Genomic DNA, 18,097 nt, shown 5'->3' on the forward strand with positions numbered 1-18,097 from the left:
GGCGCCGCCTGGGAGCTGGGCCGCCGGTTCTTTTGCGGCGACCGGCAACATGGTTATCCCTTAGTCGGCCAGCGTTGGGCAGTGTGTTTCACCCGCAAGATTTCGACGGTCGCTTTTCGCACCCGGTAGATCACAATATAATGCGGGTGTACGACCATTTCCCGTGTGCCACGCTTACGCCCGGCCCGGTAGAGTTCCGGACGCTCACGTAACTGAGCGACCTTTTCCAGGATCAGGTCAGCCAGGTGATTAGCGGCAAGCTGGCTATCTTCCGCAATATGCATCACGATATTGATCAGGTCGTTATTCGCTTGCTTTTTCCATTCAAGCTGGAACACGCTTAGTCCTTACGCCCTTGATTGCCGCACGCACGTTGCGCGCCACCTCGTCATGCGGGATTGTTGGACTGGTGTCGTCAATCGCTTCCTGCACTTCCGCCTTGAGCCACTTATCGTAAGCGGCCGCTTCGTGCACCTGCTTCATTGCTGCGGACGTATCCGGCCGCCTTCGGACAGGGAGACTGTCAACTTGCCAGTTCATCGCGTCCACTTCAAAGCGTACGATCCCTAAGCCCTTCAGGTAGCCCACGAGCGTTTCAAACTTGCGAAACACGCGGATCTGTTGACTGCGCTGCGTCGCAAGAGCACGTTCGGTCGTGCCATATTTGACCAGAATGGCCCAGCCGCCAGGTTGGGCCATGACGTGAGCGCTGTACACTGCGCCAGCTTCTGCCAGCTTGGTCAGCGTGGCGTGATCAATCGTTTCGGTTGGCATGCTGAATCTCCTTTTACGTATAGAATGGCGCAGCCGTTAGCTGCTATTCTCTTCGCAAATAGCAGCTAAGTGCAAAAATCTTTTATTTGATTGCGCCCGGTCATACGCCTGGCATCCGTATTTGCGCAGTTTCCCGTCATCCCTGATAACACGCATACCCGACGATGAAAAAAAACCTCACCGCCTTGACCGGATTGTTGCGCAAAGCGGGCGTCCAGTTGCGCAAGAAAGACTACGCCGTCAGCCTTGCCTTTGCCGATGCTGCCCTGCCGCCTTGCGTGGGCTGTATCTTGAACAGGGTAGCGTCGAGGTACAGGACCCGGAACAATCAGGCTCGCTGCGGCTCTACCCTGCGAACCACCGCAACCTGATCCTGTTCGGCGGCTTCGTTGACATGATTGTCAACCTGTGGGGCGGCCGCTGGGAGTTCGGCGAGTATTTCACGGACGCCGAGATTGCTTTTCTCGATGCGAATGTTTTCATCTTCGGCCATGTAAAGAATAGCGAAAACAGTTACACGCACCTGTTCTTCGACCGCGAAGGACGCTTCGGTAGTGTCACGTACGACCAGAACAACTGGAACAGGATGGCCCCGCAAGTGAAGGCCATGCTCAAGGGGAAACTGACAGGCACCGGGAGCCTCGATGCGCTCATGTCGGAACAAATGGATGTGGTGATTGACCGCCTGATCGACCGCGACGACGAAGCGCGCCTCAACATCGACTAGGCGACGCGCTTGTACCACGGCTGGTGTGCAAGCACCGGCCGGTAGCTCGACGCCAGCGTGTCGCCCGGCGACAGTTCCCGGTCGATCCCCAGCACCCCGAACAGCGCCAGGCTGTCGTGGAACAGGCGCAGGGCGCGCTGGCGCAGCAGGGGGCCAAAATCGGCCAGCGCGCGCCGGCATAAGATCAGCTGGAACTCGTTGAACGACGCATCCGTCACCAGGTTGTATTGCGCCCACGTGATGCGGCTGCGCAGCGCCGGCAGCAGCACCGCGCGCTTGCCGCGCACCTCGAAGTAATCGGCCAGGTTGGACGTCCCGCCGCTTTTCAGGTAGTTCTCCTGATACTGCTCCATGCGCTCCATCGGGATGCTGGCCTCGCGCGCTTCGGCCAGCAATTCCTCGTTGGCGACGGTGGCGAAGATCTCGGTCCGATGATCCATCTGCTGCTCGGCCAATAAAATCGCCAGCGACCACGCTTCCTCCGCGTGCGCGCACTCGGCCAGCCACACCTTCGGCACGGCCGACGCGCGCAGGCAGGCGCCCAGCACCTCGCGCGTCTGGCGCACCTGTTCCGGATCGTCGAACAGGCAGGCCGGCCGCACGCTCAGCGCGCGCAGCAGCGCCGCCGCGGCAGCGGCATCGTGCAGCACGCGGTCCTGCAGCAGCGACACCGTGGCCAGATCGCGCTCTTTCATCAACGCCAGCAGCCGGCGCTTCAGGCCCGGACGGTCGTAGGCGCGGAAGTCGAAGCCGTAGTGCTGGAAAACGCCCTCCAGCAGCAGGTCGATTTCCAGCTCCTCGGTTGACTGCATGCCGGCCTGCCTGATTGGGCCGTTCAATGCAGCCACACCCGCATCAGCGACAGCAGCTGGGCCACGTCGACCGGCTTGGTGATGTAGTCCGACGCACCGGCGGCGATGCACTTGTCGCGGTCGCCCTTCATCGCCTTGGCCGTGAGCGTGATGATCGGCAGCGACTTGAACTTCGGTATGCGGCGGATGGCGCGCATGGTGTCGTAGCCGTCCATTTCCGGCATCATGATGTCCATCAGGACGATCTCGATGGTCGGGTCTTTTTCCAGCACCTCGATGCCGTCGCGGCCGTTTTCGGCGAACGACACCTGCATCTGCTGGCGCTCCAGCAGCGACGACAGGGCAAAGATGTTGCGCAAATCATCGTCGACGATCAGTACCTTGCGTCCGGCCAGGCCGCCATCGGCCGCGTGGATCTCTTCCAGCATGCGCCGCTGCAGTTCCGGCAGCGAGGCGTGCGAGCGGTGCAGGAACAGGGCCGTTTCGTCGAGCAGGCGTTCGGGCGAACGCGCATCCTTGATGACGATGGTCTTGGCATAGCGTTTCAGCTTGGTCACTTCCTTGCGGCTCAATTCCTTGGCGGTGTAGATCACGATCGGCAGGTCGCGCAGGGCAGGGTCCTTGCCGATCACGTCGAGCAGGTCGAAACCGCTGATGTCGGGCAGGGTCAGGTCCAGCACCATGCAATCGAAGTGCGAGCCGCGCAGCGCTTCCAGCGCGGCCTCGCCGGTTTCGACGGCCACGATGCGCAGGTCGGCGTCGCCGATCAGCGAGACGATCGAGTCGCGCTGCATCTTCTCGTCGTCGACCACCAGCAGGCTGCGTTTGCCGCCCAGCAGGAACTTCTGGATGCGCGTGAATTCTTCCTGCAGCGCCTCACGTTCGACCGGCTTGCTGATGTACGAAATGGCGCCCTGGCGCAGCGCCCGTTCGCGCTCGCGCAGGCTGGACATCACGTGCACCGGAATATGGCGCGTGCTCGGATCGCGTTTCAGGCGGTCGAGCACCGTGAAGCCATCGATGTCGGGCAGGTCGAGGTCGAGCATGATCGCCGACGGCAGGTAATCGCGCGCCAGCGACAGCGCCGAATCGCCCTGGTGCGTGACGATCGCCTTGAAGTTCTTCTCGCGCGCGAACTCCATGACGTCCTTGGCGAAGCTTTCGTCGTCCTCGATGATCAGTACCGACGGGTCGCCCGGGGCGATCAGGCCGCGGTCGTCCAGCACCGACGCGTATTCGACCAGCTGCGCTTGCGACGCGGCCGGATCGGCGTGGATGGTGCTGCTGTCGTATGGCGTGACCGTGCTGGCATACACCACGGTCGATGGCGGCGGCGCCAGGCGCGCAGGCTGCGGCTGGCGCGCCTGGTCGTAGTTGATGAAGCCGGCCCGGTTGTAAGGCAGGAACAGGGTAAAGGTGGAACCGGCGTTGACCACCGATTCGACCCGGATCTCGCCGCCCAGCAGGCGCGCCAGTTCGCGCGAAATCGACAGGCCAAGGCCGGTGCCGCCATACTTGCGGGCGGTCGAGCCGTCGGCCTGCTGGAACGCTTCGAAAATGAGCTGCAGCTTGTCGGCCGCGATACCCACGCCGGTGTCGCGCACCGAGAACGCCAGCACCGCGTCGGCATGCACCAGGTTCGGATGGTCGCTGGTCCAGCCGCTCGTCACCAGCGAGATTTCGAGGGCGACTTCGCCGTGGCTGGTGAACTTGAAGGCGTTCGACAGCAGGTTTTTGAGCACCTGCTGCAGTCGCGTGGTGTCGGTCATCACGGCGGTTGGCAGGGCGTCCGCCAGCAGCACCGTGAAGCCCAGGTGCTTCGCTTCGGCCATGTGGCGGAAGGTGCGGTCGACGTAGTTGCGCAGGTTCGAGAAGCGGTATTCCGACACATCGAGTGTCACGGTTCCGGATTCGATCTTGGACAGGTCGAGAATGTCATTAATCAGAGTCAGCAAGTCCGATCCGGAACCGTGGATCGTCTTTGCGAACTCTACTTGCTTTCCCGAGAGGTTGCCCTCAGGGTTATCCGACAGCTGCTGCGCCAGAATGAGCAGGGAGTTGAGCGGGGTGCGCAGCTCGTGCGACATATTCGCGAGGAACTCGGATTTGTACTTGGACGACAGTGCCAGCTGGGTCGCTTTTTCTTCCAGCGCCAGCTTGGCCTGTTCCACCTCGCGGTTCTTGCGTTCCACCTCGATGTTCTGTTCGGACAGCAGGCGCGCCTTTTCGGCCAGTTCCTGGTTGGTCTGCTGCAGTTCCTGCGCCAGCGACTGGGACTGGGTCAGCAGCGATTCGGTCCGGCTGTTCGCTTCGATCGTGTTGAGCACCACGCCGATCGATTCCATCAGCTGGTCGAGGAAGGAGAGGTGGGTTTCGGTGAAGCGGTCGAGCGAAGCGATTTCGATCACGGCCTTGACCTGCTGCTCGAACAGGATCGGCAGCACCACGATATTGGTCGGCGGCGCCGCGCCCAGGCCCGACGAGACCACGATATAGTCGCGCGGTACGTCGGTCAGCCAGATGCGGCTTTTCTCCACCGCGCACTGGCCGACCAGGCCTTCGCCCGGCAGGAAGGAGGTGGCCAGCTTGCGGCTGGAACGGTAGCCGTAGCTGGCGATCATGCGCAGGCGCGCGTCGAGCTCCTGCGAATCCATCATGTAGAACACGCCGTGGTGGGCCGATACGAGCGGCGCCAGTTCGGACAGGATCAGTTTTGTGACCGCCTGCAAATCGCGCTGGCCTTGCAGCAGGCGCGTAAAGCGCGCCAGGTTGGTCTTGAGCCAATCCTGCTGCGCGTTTTTCTGCGTGGTTTCTTTCAGGTTGCGGATCATCTCGTTGATGTTGTCCTTCAGGTAGGACACCTCGCCGCGCGCTTCCACCTGAATCGAACGCGACAAGTCGCCGCGCGTCACGGCGGTCGCCACCTCGGCAATCGCGCGCACCTGGTTGGTGAGGTTTGCCGCCAGCTGGTTGACGTTCTCGGTCAAATCCTTCCACGTGCCGGCCACGCCGGACACATTGGCCTGGCCGCCCAGCTTGCCCTCCGTACCCACTTCGCGCGCCACCCGCGTCACTTCCGACGCGAACGAGGACAATTGATCCACCATCACGTTGATGGTGTCTTTCAGTTCCAGGATCTCGCCCTTCACGTCCACCGTGATCTTCTTGGACAGGTCGCCGCGCGCCACGGCGGTGGTCACCGCCGCGATGTTCCTCACCTGGCCGGTCAGATTGGACGCCATGAAGTTCACGTTATCGGTCAAGTCCTTCCAGGTGCCGCCCACGCCCGGCACGTACGCCTGGCCGCCCAGCTTACCTTCGGTACCCACCTCGCGCGCCACGCGCGTGACTTCCGATGCGAAGGAAGACAATTGGTCCACCATCACGTTAATCGTGTTTTTCAGTTCGAGAATTTCGCCCTTGACGTCCACCGTGATCTTCTTGGACAGGTCGCCGTTCGCCACCGCGGTCGTCACGTCGGCGATGTTGCGCACCTGGCCGGTGAGGTTACCCGCCATCGAGTTCACGCCGTCGGTCAAGTCTTTCCACGTGCCCGCCACGCCGGGCACGTTGGCCTGGCCGCCCAGCTTACCTTCGGTACCCACCTCGCGCGCCACGCGCGTCACTTCCGAGGCAAAGGAGTTCAGCTGGTCGACCATCACGTTGATGGTGTTTTTCAGCTCCAGGATCTCGCCCTTGACGTCCACCGTGATCTTCTTGGACAAGTCGCCGTTCGCCACCGCGGTCGTCACGTCGGCGATGTTGCGCACCTGGCCGGTGAGGTTACCCGCCATCGAGTTGACCGAGTCGGTCAAGTCCTTCCAGGTACCGGCCACGCCTTTCACCTGCGCCTGGCCGCCCAGCTTGCCTTCGGTACCCACTTCGCGCGCCACCCGCGTGACTTCCGAGGCGAAGGAGGACAACTGGTCCACCATCACGTTAATCGTGTTTTTAAGTTCGAGAATTTCCCCCTTCACGTCCACAGTGATCTTCTTGGACAGGTCGCCATTCGCCACCGCGGTCGTCACCGCCGCGATGTTCCTCACCTGGCCGGTCAGGTTGGACGCCATGAAGTTCACGTTATCGGTCAAGTCCTTCCAGGTGCCGCCCACCCCCGGCACGTACGCCTGGCCGCCCAGTTTTCCTTCGGTCCCCACTTCGCGCGCCACGCGTGTCACTTCCGAGGCGAAGGAGCGCAGCTGGTCCACCATGACGTTGATGGTGTCCTTCAGCTGCAGGATCTCGCCGCGCACGTCCACCGTGATTTTCTTGGACAAGTCGCCGTTGGCCACCGCGGTGGTCACCTCGGCGATGTTGCGCACCTGCGAGGTCAGGTTACCCGCCATCGAGTTGACCGAGTCGGTCAAGTCCTTCCAGGTGCCGGCCACGCCTTTTACCTGCGCCTGGCCGCCGAGCTTACCCTCGGTACCCACTTCGCGCGCCACGCGCGTGACTTCCGACGAAAACGAGGACAGCTGCTCGACCATGGTGTTGGCGGTGGTGGCCGCGCGCAGGTACTGGCCCTTGAGCGGATGGCCGTCCACTTCCAGCGCCATGGTCTGCGACAGGTCGCCCTTGGCCACCGCGCCGATGACGCGCGCCATTTCGGTGGTCGGGCGCACCAGGTCGTCGATCAGGGTGTTGACGGAGCTGATGATGGTGGCCCAGCCGCCCACCACGTTGGGGACCGAGGCGCGCTGGGTCAGGCGGCCTTCGCGGCCCACCACGCGCGAGACGTCGGTCACCGCCTGCACCATTTTTTCCTTGGTCTCGATGATCTCGTTGAGCGTGTCGGCGATCTTGCCCGACATGCCGCTCCAGTCGGATGGCATGCGCGCCGTGAAGTCGCCTTTCTTGAGCGCCATCAGGGTCGATAGCAGGAGCTTGATGTCCAGTTCCTCGGCCAGGTCGGTCATGTTGTTCATCGGCTTAGTCCTCGTTTTTTGGGAGTTGAAGGAGCGGCCCGATTCGGATTCGGGCTCGTTGTCTGGTCGGTCTTGCATTGGTCCCGCAGCAGCGCCAGCATGGCCGGCGCGTGCAGGGGAGGGCTCAGCAGTTCGCCCTGGAATTCGTCGCAGCCGAGCGACTGCAGGACGGACAGCTGTTCTTCCGTATGCACGCCTTGGGCCAGCACGCGCAGGCCGAGCGCGCGCCCCAGGTGGACGATGGCGGCGGCCATGTCGGTGCCGCCGTCCACGCCAATGGCGCGTACAAAGGCACGGTCGATTTTCATGGCATCGAGCGGCAGTTCGCGCAGCATGGCCAGGGCCGCGCCGGCGCTGCCGAAGTCGTCGACCGTCAGGCGCACGCCGGCCGCTTTCAACTGGCGCAGCACGGCGACATTGTCGCGCGTGTTGAGCAGCAGGTGCTCGGGAATTTCCAGCTCCAGCCAGCCGGGCGGCAGCTTGCAGGTGCGCAGATGCGCCAGCACGCGCGCGGCCAGCTCGGGACGGATTTGCAGCAGTGCCAGGTCGACCGCCATGACCACCTCCGGCGGCGGCGCCGGCTGCGCGCGCCAGGCGGCGGCCTGGCTGCAGGCGGCGCCCAGCATCCATTCGCACACCTGTTCGAGCAGCAGGCGGTCGGCCACGTCGGGCAGGAAGCTGGACGCGGCAATCAGCCCGTGGCGCGGATGGCGCCAGTACAGCAGCGCTTCGAGTGCGCACACGGCGCCGTCGGGCAGGGCGGCGCGCGGCTGGAACAGCAGCTCGAACTCCTTGCGTTCGAGCGCCGCGTGCAGCTCGGCCACCCACTGGGCGCGCTCGCGCTCGCGCGTGTTGAGCTCTTCGCGGAAAAATTCGATGCTGCCGCGCCGGTGCTGCTTGGCGTGGTACATGGCCGTGTCGGCGTTTTTCATCAGCTGCGAGGCGCTGTTCGCATCCTGCGGATACAGGCCGATGCCGATGCTGGTCGAGGTGGCGATGCGCTGGCCGTTGATCTCGAACGGGCGGCTGTGCGCCTGCTCGATCTTGCGTGCCACCCGGGCCGCGTTGGCGGGGGCGCCGCGGCCTTCGAGCAGCACCACGAATTCGTCGCCGCCCAGGCGCGCCACCACGTCCGACACGCGCACCGCCGCCAGCAGGCGCGCCGCCACCTGGCGCAGCAATTCGTCGCCCACCTCGTGGCCGAGCGAATCGTTGATCTGCTTGAAGCGGTCCAGGTCGAGGAACAGCAGGGCGAATTCGCCCTGGTGGCGGTCGGCCGTGGCCACGGCGTGTTCGAGTTGGGCGATCAGCGAGCGGCGGTTGACCAGGTTGGTCAGCGGGTCGCGGATCGACAGTGCCTGCGCGCGTTCTTCGGCCACCTTGCGCTCGGCCACTTCCTGTTCGAGGGCGCGGTTGATGCGTTCGAGGTCCTGCACGCGCTGCACGCGCAGATCCTGGTTGAGCAGCGACAGTTCGCGCGTCTTGGCCTGCAGTTCGAGGTTCTTGCGGGTCAGGTCGACGAAGACCGCCACCTTGGTTTGCAGTACCTGCGGGATTACCGGTGTAAACAGATAGTCGGCCGCGCCCTTGCTGTAGGCTTGCAGCCGATGGCGCTCGTCGCCGTAATGGGCGGTGATGAAAATGATCGGCACCGCGCTGGTGCGGGGGTGCGAATGGATGGCCTCGGCAGTCTCGAACCCATCCATGCCGGGCATGTTGGCGTCGAGCAGGATCACCGCAAAATCGTGGGTCAGCACCATGCGCAGCGCATCATGGCCGGACGTGGCGGTGAGCAGTTTGTAATGCTGCGCAAGCGCCGCCCCGGTCAGCAGGCTTTCGAGCGCGAGCAGGCTGGCTGCATCATCGTTGACGAGTAAGACTTTCGGAATGATCTGCACGGTGCGGTGGGTCTGGTTGGAAATGGCTGCCGATCACATTGTTTACTACGGAACAGCAACTGTATACCAGTGCGCCAACCAGGCAAGCACCGGCGCCGCGCGTGGCCAGGGGCGAGAAAAACGTGCAACTTACCCGTTTCGCATGGCCCCATAACAGAAAGTGGCCAGAGACTACCCGAGAATAAATTTCCATGACGCACAATTCATTGTGCTCAGGGTCCATGTTGTGATTGCGCGACGGGTTTGGCCTTGCCGCGCAAGTCAACCCGACGTAACTATTAGTTTCATTTCCAAAGGGAATTGTCCGTACAACTTGTCCAACACAAGGGTGCGGAAAAGCCTAAAATACTGACAAATAGTTACATTTGCAGGACTTTTAATTTGCGCGAGCATACCTTCTAGTGTCAGTACGGGATATTTGTGTAAAATAGGCAACAAAAGGGAGTGACGGCAATGGTGAAAATGGGACAACTGATGACGCTGTTAAAAAGCGACCAGGAGAATGGCTGGAGTTCCGCCCTGTTTTCGCTGGCCCACGACCAGGGATTCGACCAGGTGCTGTATGGCGCCGTTGGCTCCAAGCATGTGAAACTGGAGACGGCTTTCCTGCATAGCAATTACGCGGCCGCATGGCGCAGCCGCTACGACGCCGACAAGCTCCACTACGTGGACCCGACGGTCGCCCATTGCATGACCAGCTCGCTTCCCATCGTGTGGGAACCGGATACCTTCCACGCCCCCGGCCAGCGCGAGATGTACGAGGAAGCCTGCGGCTACGGCATCCGTTCCGGCATCACTTTCCCCATCCACGGGCCGAGCGGCGAATTCGGCGTGGTCAGTTTTGCGTCCGATGCGCCGCCCAACGGCGAGTTCGACAGCACCATCAGCCAACTGATGCCGTCGTTATCGCTGATCCGCGACTATGCCTTCGAGTCCTCGCTCAAATTCGTCGCGCCCAAGCCTGGCGCCGAGCCGATTCCCCGCCTCACCAAGCGCGAACTCGAAGTGCTCAACTGGGTCATGGTTGGCAAATCGTCGTGGGAAATCTCCAAGATCGTGCTCTGCTCCGAGGCGACCGTGAATTTTCACATCGGCAACATCCGCGTGAAATTCAATGTCAACACCCGGCAGCAGGCACTGGTCAAGGCCATCAGCCTGGGCATCATCAGCCCGGAAGATCCCCATCGCTGAGCTTGCCCTTGACATACAGCTTGACTAAAATTGCCACCGGCGCCGGGATGCCCAGGCCGGTTTCAAAGCGGCTGCCGCTGGATTGGGTGACGCCGAAGCGTCCCCAGAACTTTTCCTGGCTCTCGCGCTTGCTGATCCTGAAGCGTTTTAATTCGCTGTGGGGCGTGCTGGCCATGCTGCCTGCCTGTGCGGCGCCGCTATCGTGATCGACCTCGCCGCGCTGTTCTGCCACGGCCGTCGTCTGGTAATTGAAATCCTGAGCCATACCGTTTCCTCGCAAACAAAAGGGCAGTATTCCATTCACTGTGCTTACGGGCCACCTAGCAACTCTACTAGTTATGTCAATGACTTTTTTGCATGATTCTTCATGCAAGTTGCATAACTTTTATAAAGCGAGGTACCTAAGATGGCTCTGCATATTCGAATCGCTGCACGGCGCGAATTTAAATCGCGTGACCTGTGGGAGATGCATACACTGCGCGCCAAGGTCTTTAAAGACCGGCTCGGCTGGGAAGTGCCGATCATGAGCGGCATGGAGATCGATGGCTACGATGCCCTCGAACCGCTCTACATGATGATCCGTGAACCGGGCGGAGGGGCCTTGCGCGGCTGCTGGCGCCTTTTGCCGACCGAAGGCCCGTACATGCTCAAGGATTCATTTGCGCAGCTCCTGCACGGCCAGGATGCCCCTCAGAATGAACGCATTTGGGAATTGTCGCGCTTTGCCATCGAAACCGATGGCAACCAGAATTTCGGTTTTTCCGACATTACGATGGAATCGATCGGCGAAATCATCAGCCACGGCCATCACGCCGGGCTGGACCAGTACGTAACCGTCACCACCACCGCCATCGAGCGCCTGCTGCGCCGTGCCGGGGTGCTCACCACGCGCTTCGGCGACCCGGTGCAGATCGGGGTCGAGCGCGCCGTGGCCCTGTATATCGACATCGCCGGCACCTACGAAGCGATGTTCGAGTCGCGCCTGGCGTCCTGAGCGGCCCCCGCCAGCTCAGTCGGCCGGGGCCGGGGGGAAGGTGGCGATGCGCGCCGCCAGGGTGCGCCAGGCGGGCAGGGCGGCTTGCAGCTGGGCATGGGCCTGGCCGCTCACGCCGGGGCCGGCCAGCAGCACGTTTTTCAGTTCATCGAGCTCGGCGCGCAGGGCGCGGGTGCCGGCCGCCACGGTGCGGATGCCGGCGCCGATCCGGTCCATGCCGCTCAGATAGGCGGACAGGGTCGGCAGCAAGCCCTGCAGATAGGCGGCCTCGGCCATCATGGCGCTTTGCCCGTTCCGGATATGGTCGAGCTGGCGCATCACGCTGTCGAGCGCGCCGCTATGCAGGCTGATATCGTTGCGCGCTTCCTCCGCCTCCGGCCCGAGCAGCCAGTGGCTGTGGCGGCGCGCGCGCGCCTCGGCCAGTTTTCCCTGCAATGTATTGACCTGTTGCGCCAGGATGAAGGCGTGCACGTGGTCGGCCTGCAGGCGCTGGGTGACCAGTACCGTATCCGTTTCCAGGTCGGCCGAAGCGCGTGCCATTTGCGCCAGGTAACTGCCGACATCCTGGTCGATCGTGTCCAGCGCCTGGCTGGGAGCGGCCAGGCGCCGCGCCAGGCCGTCGATCAGGCGTACCGCGCCCGCGCCGCCGTCCGAGGGTCGGCCGTGGAACATGTTCAGCAGCGCCGCGGCCAGCGGCGCGGCGTCCTGCGCCAGCAAGCTTTCGCCCAGGTAGCGCAGGCCGTCGAGCGCGGCGTGCAGGCCGGGCCGGCTGCGCGTGGCCCAGGCGGCGGCCAGGGTTTTGACCATGAACAGGTAATGGGTGACCATCGGCCGCACGGCGCCGGCGCGCTCGGGCAACTGGGCGATGCGCTGCGAGAGGCTGTCGATGTCGGCGGACAGTTCAAGGATGATGCCCGCGCCGAGTCCGATGCCGGGACTCCAGAACCTGCCGCCGCCGATGATGCGCGGGGCGCTCTCTCGCAACACCGCCGGCTGGGCGGGGGAAACCTGGGGGGATAGTGAGGCGAGGTGTTCCATGGTGATGTTTCCAGTCATGGTTCGGGTTGATCGGCAGGTAGATGAGTTCGCTTGATGAACTATTACAAACCGGACAACGGGGCCGGGGTAGCTGGCAGAAATAGCAGGTCGGGGAGGGTGGAAATGGGGGCGGGAAGGGCGTGGCGCGGCGCCGGGAATGGCGAAGGGAAAGGAACTTTTACGGGAACGTTTGCGCTATTCGATATTCCAGGTGGATTTTTTTGGCGGGGATACGACATCTTCCCCGCCGGTATTGCCACCGGCGGAACCGGCGGGGACGGCGGGCGCTTTCCTTAACGCAACTGCTCAAGCAAAAATGTATACGTCAGCGCCCACATCTGCGCCTGCTGGTCGTTATTGGCCGCGCCGGCGTGTCCGCCCTCCAGGTTTTCCCAATACAGCACGTCATGCCCCTGCGCTTCCATCAGGGCCACCATCTTGCGCGCGTGTCCAGGGTGCACCCGGTCATCCCGGGTCGAGGTGGTCAGCAGCACGCGCGGATAGCGCTTGTCGCTAAATACATTGTGATACGGCGAGTAGCGCTGGATATATTCCCACTCGTGCGCCAGCTCCGGATCGCCATATTCGCCCATCCACGAGGCCCCCGCCAGCAGCTTGTGGTAGCGCCGCATGTCCAGCAGCGGCACCTGGCACACCACCGCGTTGAACAGATCCGGGCGCTGCGTCATCGCCGCCCCCACCAGCAAGCCCCCATTGCTGCCGCCCATGATGCCCAGGTGCGGCGGACTGCTGACCTTGCGCTCGATTAAATCTTGCGCAACGGCGATGAAATCATCGAAGGCGCGCTGGCGCTGGTCCTTGAGCGCCGCCTGGTGCCAGCGCGGCCCGAATTCGCCGCCGCCGCGGATATTGGCCAGCACATACACGCCGCCGCGCGCCAGCCACGCTTCCCCGGTCACGCCGCTGTAAAACGGCTTCATCGAAATTTCGAAGCCGCCATATCCGTACAGAACGGTCGGATTCCTGCCATCCATGCGCGTCTTGCGGTCCATGACCACGAAATACGGTACCCGCGTGCCATCTTTCGAGACCGCCTCGAATTGCCTGACGATATACGGCTTGGCCGAGAAAAAGACCGGCATCGCCTTGAGCGCCTGGCGCCGGTCGCTGCCCACCTGGCACAGGTAAAGACTGGTCGGCGTCAAGAAATCGCTTACGGTCAGGAAATACTGATCCGACCCCGCCGGATCGAGCGCGCTCACCTCCAGCGCGCCGAATGCCGGGGCCGTCACCTCGCGCCGCTGCCACTGGCCGCGCACATGGCGCAGTTCGGCGATGCGGTTTTTCACCTTGTCCAGTTCCGTGAGCAGCAGGGCGTTGGCCGTCATGGCCACGCCGTCGAGCGAACTGGTGGCGCTCGGGGTAAACAATACGGCGAAATCGCGCTCCCCCTGCATGAATCGGGCAAAATCGGCCGCCACCAGCGCCCCTTGCGGATACCTGCGCCCGCCCACCTGCCAGTCGGAGCGCAGTTCGATGACAAGCTGGTCGCGCACCGTGTAGGCATTGGCGTCGTCCGGCTTGTCGATGCGGGTGAGCGCCGCACCGCTGCGCAGAAACAGCTCGCTGCTGTAAAAACCGATCTGGCGCTCCACGAACTCGTGCTCGAAGCCGGGCGTGAACACCTTGTAGGCCGACACGCTCAGGTCATCCGCGCGCGCCTCGAACAGCATGCTGGCCTCGGCCAGGGGCGTGCCGCGCCGCCACTCCTTGACGATGCGCGGATAGCCCGACGCCGTCATGCTGCCGGGGCCGAAGTCGGTAGCCACGGCCAGCCGGCCGGCATCGAGCCAGCGCACGCTGCCTTTCGATTCGGGCAGGGCAAAGCCATCGGCCACGAAGGTCAGAGTGCCAAGGTCGAATTCGCGCACCACATGGGCGTCGCCGCCGCCGCGCGAGAGGAAGACCAGGCAGCGTGCGCCGGCCGGGCGCAGGAAGGAGGCGCCGGCCCAGACCCAGTTCTCCTGCTCGGCGTGGGCCAGCAGGTCGAGGTCGAGCACCGTATGCCAGTCGGGCGCTTCGGCGCGGTAATCGGCCAGGGTGGTGCGCCGCCACAGGCCGCGCACATGGGTGGCGTCGCGCCAGAAGTTGTAAACATGGCCAGCATGTTCGCTGACCCAGGGAATGCGCGCCTTGTCGTTGAGGATGGTCGCTAGCCGCTCGCGCAGGGTGGCAAAATCCGGCTTGCCTTCGAGCTCGCGCTCGCACACGGCGTTGCGCGCGCGTACCCAGTCCAGCGCGGCGGCCGAGGTAACGTCTTCCAGCCACAGATGCGGATCGTCCGCGCCGTCTGCCGCGTGCGCCGGTTTCACCATTTCCGATATGCTTTCGCCAATCAAATGTCGCATTGTCGCTCCTGTGTCCTGTACTGCTTTCTCGGCCGCACTATGGCGCCGGCGCGACAGTAAAATTTATCAATTGCATGTTCTCTTGCTGCAAAGTACCCTTGAGGGAGTGCGTCGGTCGGCAGGTCCGCGCGCGCCATCCATTTCACTAATAGTATGCTGCCTGCAGGGTGGTTTCCGAGTACGGCCGAGCGAAAATAACGGGGTTGGACGATGATGCAAGCGATCAAGCGCACCATGGCGGGCACCGTCGGCAGCCGCCCGGGTGCGCGCCTGGCATGGTGGGCCGCGGGGCTGTCGTTATCGGCGCTGGTGGCGTCCCTGCTGCACATGGGCGCGACCAGGACGGTCGACAGCGATGCGCGCCAGCGCTTCGACGCCTTTGCGCGCGGCGCGCAATCGAGCCTGTCGACCCGCATCAAGTCCTATTCCGACCTCGCGCGCGGCATGTCGGCCCTGTTCCAGAGCGCCGAGGCGCCCAGCCGCCTGCAGTTTCACCGCTACGTGCAGGCGCTCGGCATGGGCACGCATTACCCGGCCATCGAAGGGGTTAGCTTCGCGCGCTACGTGACGGCGGCCGAACGCGAGGACTTCATCGCCTCGGTGCGGGCCGACCGCAGCCTGGACGCGGGCGGCTATCCCGACTTCAGCATCCGTCCCGAGGGCGAGCGCGCCGGCTACACGGTGCTCACTTATATCGAACCGCAAGCGGCGCGCGCCGGCAGCCGCATGGGCCTCGACATCGGCGCCAATGCGGCCGCCCTGGCGCACCTGGACCAGGCGCGCGACAGCGGCAGGATCAGCGCCTCCGGCATGCCGATCATCGTCAACGAACCGCGTCCGCACGTGGCGCTGGGCATGCGCATGCCGGTGTACCGCAGCGGCGCGCTGCTCTACACCGCGCAGGCGCGCCGCGCCGCCTACATCGGCAGCGTGGGGATCGGCTTTTCGGTGCCGGCGCTGGTCGGCAGCGCGCTCGAGGAAATGCCGCAGCGCCGTCTCAGGCTGGCCTTGTATTCCGACGGCGCCCCCGATCCCGAGCAGCGCACCCTGGCCCTGGGCCGGCTCGACCGGCTGCTGTACAACGATCACGACCCGGTGGCCGCCGGCGGCCGGGACCGCGCCAGCCATTTCGACACCGTGCTGCCGGTCGACTACAACGGCAACCTGTGGAAGGCCCATTTCCGGGTCGCCCGCGCGGACCTGTACAGCGCTTTCGACGTGCTGCTGCCGCCGGTCACGTTCGGCGCCGGCTTTTTGGTCACGCTGCTGGCCTACGCCTACTTCTTCACCCTGTACCGCTCGCGCCGCGCCGCCATCGAACAGCGCGTGCTGCTCGATTCGGTCCTCAACAGCATCGACGCGCACGTGTACATGAAGGACAGCGAGCGCCGCTACATCTACATCAACGCGCGCACCGCCGAAGCGATGGGCCAGCCGGCCGAAGCGATCATCGGCAAGCTCGATCGCGAAGTGATGACGCCCGAGATGGCTGATTTTTACTGGAACCAGGACAGCAAGATCTTCACCGACGGCGCGCGCCACGCCAGCCAGGTGGAATTCACCGAGCCCGATGGCACCGTGCGCCAGCTGTGGACCGTCAAGGTGCCGGTGCTGCTCGACGGCGAAGTGAGCGCCGTGATCGGCCTGTCGACCGACGTGACCGAACTGCACCAGCTCAAGGCGCAGGCCGACGCCGCGAATCAGGCCAAGAGCAACTTCCTGTCGAATATGAGCCACGAGATCCGCACGCCGATGAACAGCATCATCGGCATGTCGCACCTGGCGCTCAAGACGGTGGCCAATCCGAAGCAGCGCGACTACCTCGAAAAAATCTACCATTCGAGCCAGCACCTGCTCGGCATCATCAACGACATCCTCGACTTTTCCAAGATCGAAGCGGGCAAGCTCGAACTCGAAGTGCTCGATTTCGGCCTGCGCGCGCTGATGCAGAACATCTCCAACCAGCTTGGCGATGCGGCCGCCAACAAGCACCTCCATCTCGACTTCGAGATCGACCCGCACCTGGCGCTGCAGTTGCGCGGCGACCCGCTGCGGCTCGAGCAGGTGCTGCTCAACTTCACCTCGAACGCCATCAAGTTCTCGGAAAACGGCAGCATCCGGGTGCGCGCGCTGGCGGCCGAGGAAGGCGAGAACGACTTCGTCGTGCGCTTCGAGGTCATCGACGCCGGCATCGGCATGAGCGAGGCCGAAATCGCCGACCTGTTCAAGTCCTTCCACCAGGCCGACCCGTCGACCACGCGTAAATACGGCGGCACCGGCCTGGGGCTGGTGATCAGCAAGCAGCTTGCGGAGCTGATGGGCGGCACCGTCGGCGTCGACAGCACCCCGGGCCAGGGCAGCACCTTCTGGTTCACGGCGCGCCTGGGCAAGGCGCTCAACTTCCTGCCGGGCGACCGCAGCGCCGTCGATCCTGCGGTGCTCGAGCAGCTGCGCGGCGCCTACATCCTTCTGGTGGAAGACAATATCTTCAGCCAGCAGGTGGGGCAGGAACTGCTCGAAGAAGCCCAGGCCACGGTGGTGGTGGCCAACAACGGCAAGGAAGCGATCGACCTGATGCTCAAGGAGCGCTTCGACTGCGTGCTGATGGACGTGCAGATGCCGGTGATGGACGGTTTCGAAGCGACCCGCATGATCCGCTCCGACCCGCGCCTGCGCGACGCGCTGGTGATCGCCATGACCGCCAACGCCGGCAAGGACGACCAGACGCGCTGCCTGGAAGCGGGCATGAACGAATTCGTCACCAAGCCGATTTCGCCCAAGCTGCTGTTCGAGGTGATCGCCAGGTGGCTGGCCACGCGCCCGGCGCGCAACGGACGGCGGCGCGTGGCGGCGGTGGCCGACCAGGCGCCGACCCGCATGTCGGCCGCGCCGGTGGCCTCGAGCGACGCCGGCATGCTCGATATGTCGGCGCTGTCGCTGACCTTCGGCGCCAATCCGGTCAAGATGCGCAAGTACGCATTCATGTTCCTCGACTCGGCGCGCGACGGCCTGGCCGACGTGAGCGAAGCGCTCGACCGCGCCGACCTGGAACGCATGGCCGACCTGGGGCACCGCATCAAGGCATCGGCCAAGGCCGTGGGCGCGATGCGTTTCGCCGACCTGTGCCAGGACCTGGAACGCCTGCGCGAGGGTGCCACGGTGGACCAGGCGCGCACGCTGGTGGCCAGCATGTACGCGCTGCTCGACCAGTTGAATGAGCACATCGCGCAGGAATTGACCGAATCCGCAAGCTGAGAGCGCTTGTCGATCATGCATGCTTGCAGTATTGGTACCTCCGTCCGTTCCGTATCCCCGATCGCTAAAGATGAGCCCGCTATGACCCGTTGACGGCACGTATCACCCTACCGC

Annotated in this window: 12 protein-coding genes; 4 read left to right on the forward strand and 8 right to left on the reverse strand. The window is 63.8% G+C overall.

Annotated elements, in window-relative coordinates; all coding sequences use genetic code 11:
* Positions 1-53: 53 nt before the first annotated feature.
* Together RBA41_RS02355 and RBA41_RS02360 are read right to left on the reverse strand one after the other, a co-directional pair.
* A complete protein-coding gene (locus RBA41_RS02355) occupies positions 54-338 on the reverse strand; it encodes a type II toxin-antitoxin system RelE/ParE family toxin (protein WP_306620656.1) in 285 nt (94 codons plus the stop codon).
* Entirely contained in the window at positions 325-774 is a 450-nt protein-coding gene (locus RBA41_RS02360) for an antitoxin PaaA2 family protein (protein ID WP_306620658.1), read from the reverse strand. Before RBA41_RS02360 ends, RBA41_RS02355 begins: the two co-directional genes overlap by 14 nt.
* Positions 775-895: 121 nt before the next feature.
* On the opposite strand from RBA41_RS02360, the gene RBA41_RS02365 reads away from it, so the two are divergent.
* Complete coding sequence (locus RBA41_RS02365) at positions 896-1,501, forward strand: hypothetical protein (RefSeq protein ID WP_306620660.1); 606 nt, start codon at positions 896-898, stop codon at positions 1,499-1,501.
* Here RBA41_RS02365 and RBA41_RS02370 read toward each other — a convergent pair.
* The 3 genes from RBA41_RS02370 to RBA41_RS02380 are packed head-to-tail and all read right to left on the reverse strand — an operon-like array spanning position 1,498 to position 9,136.
* Positions 1,498-2,313: a CheR family methyltransferase gene (locus RBA41_RS02370; RefSeq protein WP_306620662.1), complete on the reverse strand. Its 816-nt coding sequence runs from the start codon at positions 2,311-2,313 to the stop codon at positions 1,498-1,500. The genes RBA41_RS02365 and RBA41_RS02370 overlap by 4 nt on opposite strands.
* Before the next feature lie 23 nt (positions 2,314-2,336).
* Positions 2,337-7,238, reverse strand: coding sequence for a hybrid sensor histidine kinase/response regulator (locus tag RBA41_RS02375; RefSeq protein ID WP_306620664.1), 4,902 nt, complete (start codon positions 7,236-7,238; stop codon positions 2,337-2,339).
* Complete coding sequence (locus tag RBA41_RS02380; protein WP_306620666.1) at positions 7,235-9,136, reverse strand: putative bifunctional diguanylate cyclase/phosphodiesterase; 1,902 nt, start codon at positions 9,134-9,136, stop codon at positions 7,235-7,237. Before RBA41_RS02380 ends, RBA41_RS02375 begins: the two co-directional genes overlap by 4 nt.
* 474 nt (positions 9,137-9,610) lie before the next feature.
* Here RBA41_RS02380 and RBA41_RS02385 point away from each other — a divergent pair, with 474 nt between their 5' ends.
* Positions 9,611-10,327, forward strand: coding sequence for a helix-turn-helix transcriptional regulator (locus RBA41_RS02385; RefSeq protein WP_306620668.1), 717 nt, complete (start codon positions 9,611-9,613; stop codon positions 10,325-10,327).
* On the opposite strand, the gene RBA41_RS02390 is transcribed toward RBA41_RS02385, so the two are convergent.
* A complete protein-coding gene (locus RBA41_RS02390; RefSeq protein WP_306620670.1) occupies positions 10,302-10,592 on the reverse strand; it encodes a helix-turn-helix domain-containing protein in 291 nt (96 codons plus the stop codon). The two genes, RBA41_RS02385 and RBA41_RS02390, sit on opposite strands and share 26 nt — an antisense overlap.
* Before the next feature lie 141 nt (positions 10,593-10,733).
* Between RBA41_RS02390 and RBA41_RS02395 the strand changes: the two genes are divergently transcribed.
* A complete protein-coding gene (locus RBA41_RS02395) occupies positions 10,734-11,321 on the forward strand; it encodes an acyl-homoserine-lactone synthase (RefSeq protein WP_306620672.1) in 588 nt (195 codons plus the stop codon).
* A 15-nt stretch (positions 11,322-11,336) separates the two neighbouring features.
* On the opposite strand, the gene RBA41_RS02400 is transcribed toward RBA41_RS02395, so the two are convergent.
* Positions 11,337-12,359 (reverse strand): hypothetical protein, encoded by a 1,023-nt coding sequence (locus RBA41_RS02400; protein WP_306620674.1) that lies wholly within the window; start codon positions 12,357-12,359, stop codon positions 11,337-11,339.
* Positions 12,360-12,652: 293 nt separating this feature from the next.
* Positions 12,653-14,728 (reverse strand): prolyl oligopeptidase family serine peptidase, encoded by a 2,076-nt coding sequence (locus tag RBA41_RS02405; RefSeq protein ID WP_306620676.1) that lies wholly within the window; start codon positions 14,726-14,728, stop codon positions 12,653-12,655.
* 210 nt (positions 14,729-14,938) lie between these two features.
* Here RBA41_RS02405 and RBA41_RS02410 point away from each other — a divergent pair, with 210 nt between their 5' ends.
* Positions 14,939-17,983, forward strand: coding sequence for a CHASE domain-containing hybrid sensor histidine kinase/response regulator family protein (locus tag RBA41_RS02410; RefSeq protein WP_306620678.1), 3,045 nt, complete (start codon positions 14,939-14,941; stop codon positions 17,981-17,983).
* Positions 17,984-18,097 lie beyond the last annotated feature (114 nt).

Origin of the sequence: Massilia scottii (assembly GCF_030846495.1) — a bacterium.
In the GTDB taxonomy this organism is placed as follows: domain Bacteria; phylum Pseudomonadota; class Gammaproteobacteria; order Burkholderiales; family Burkholderiaceae_D; genus Telluria_A; species Telluria_A violaceinigra.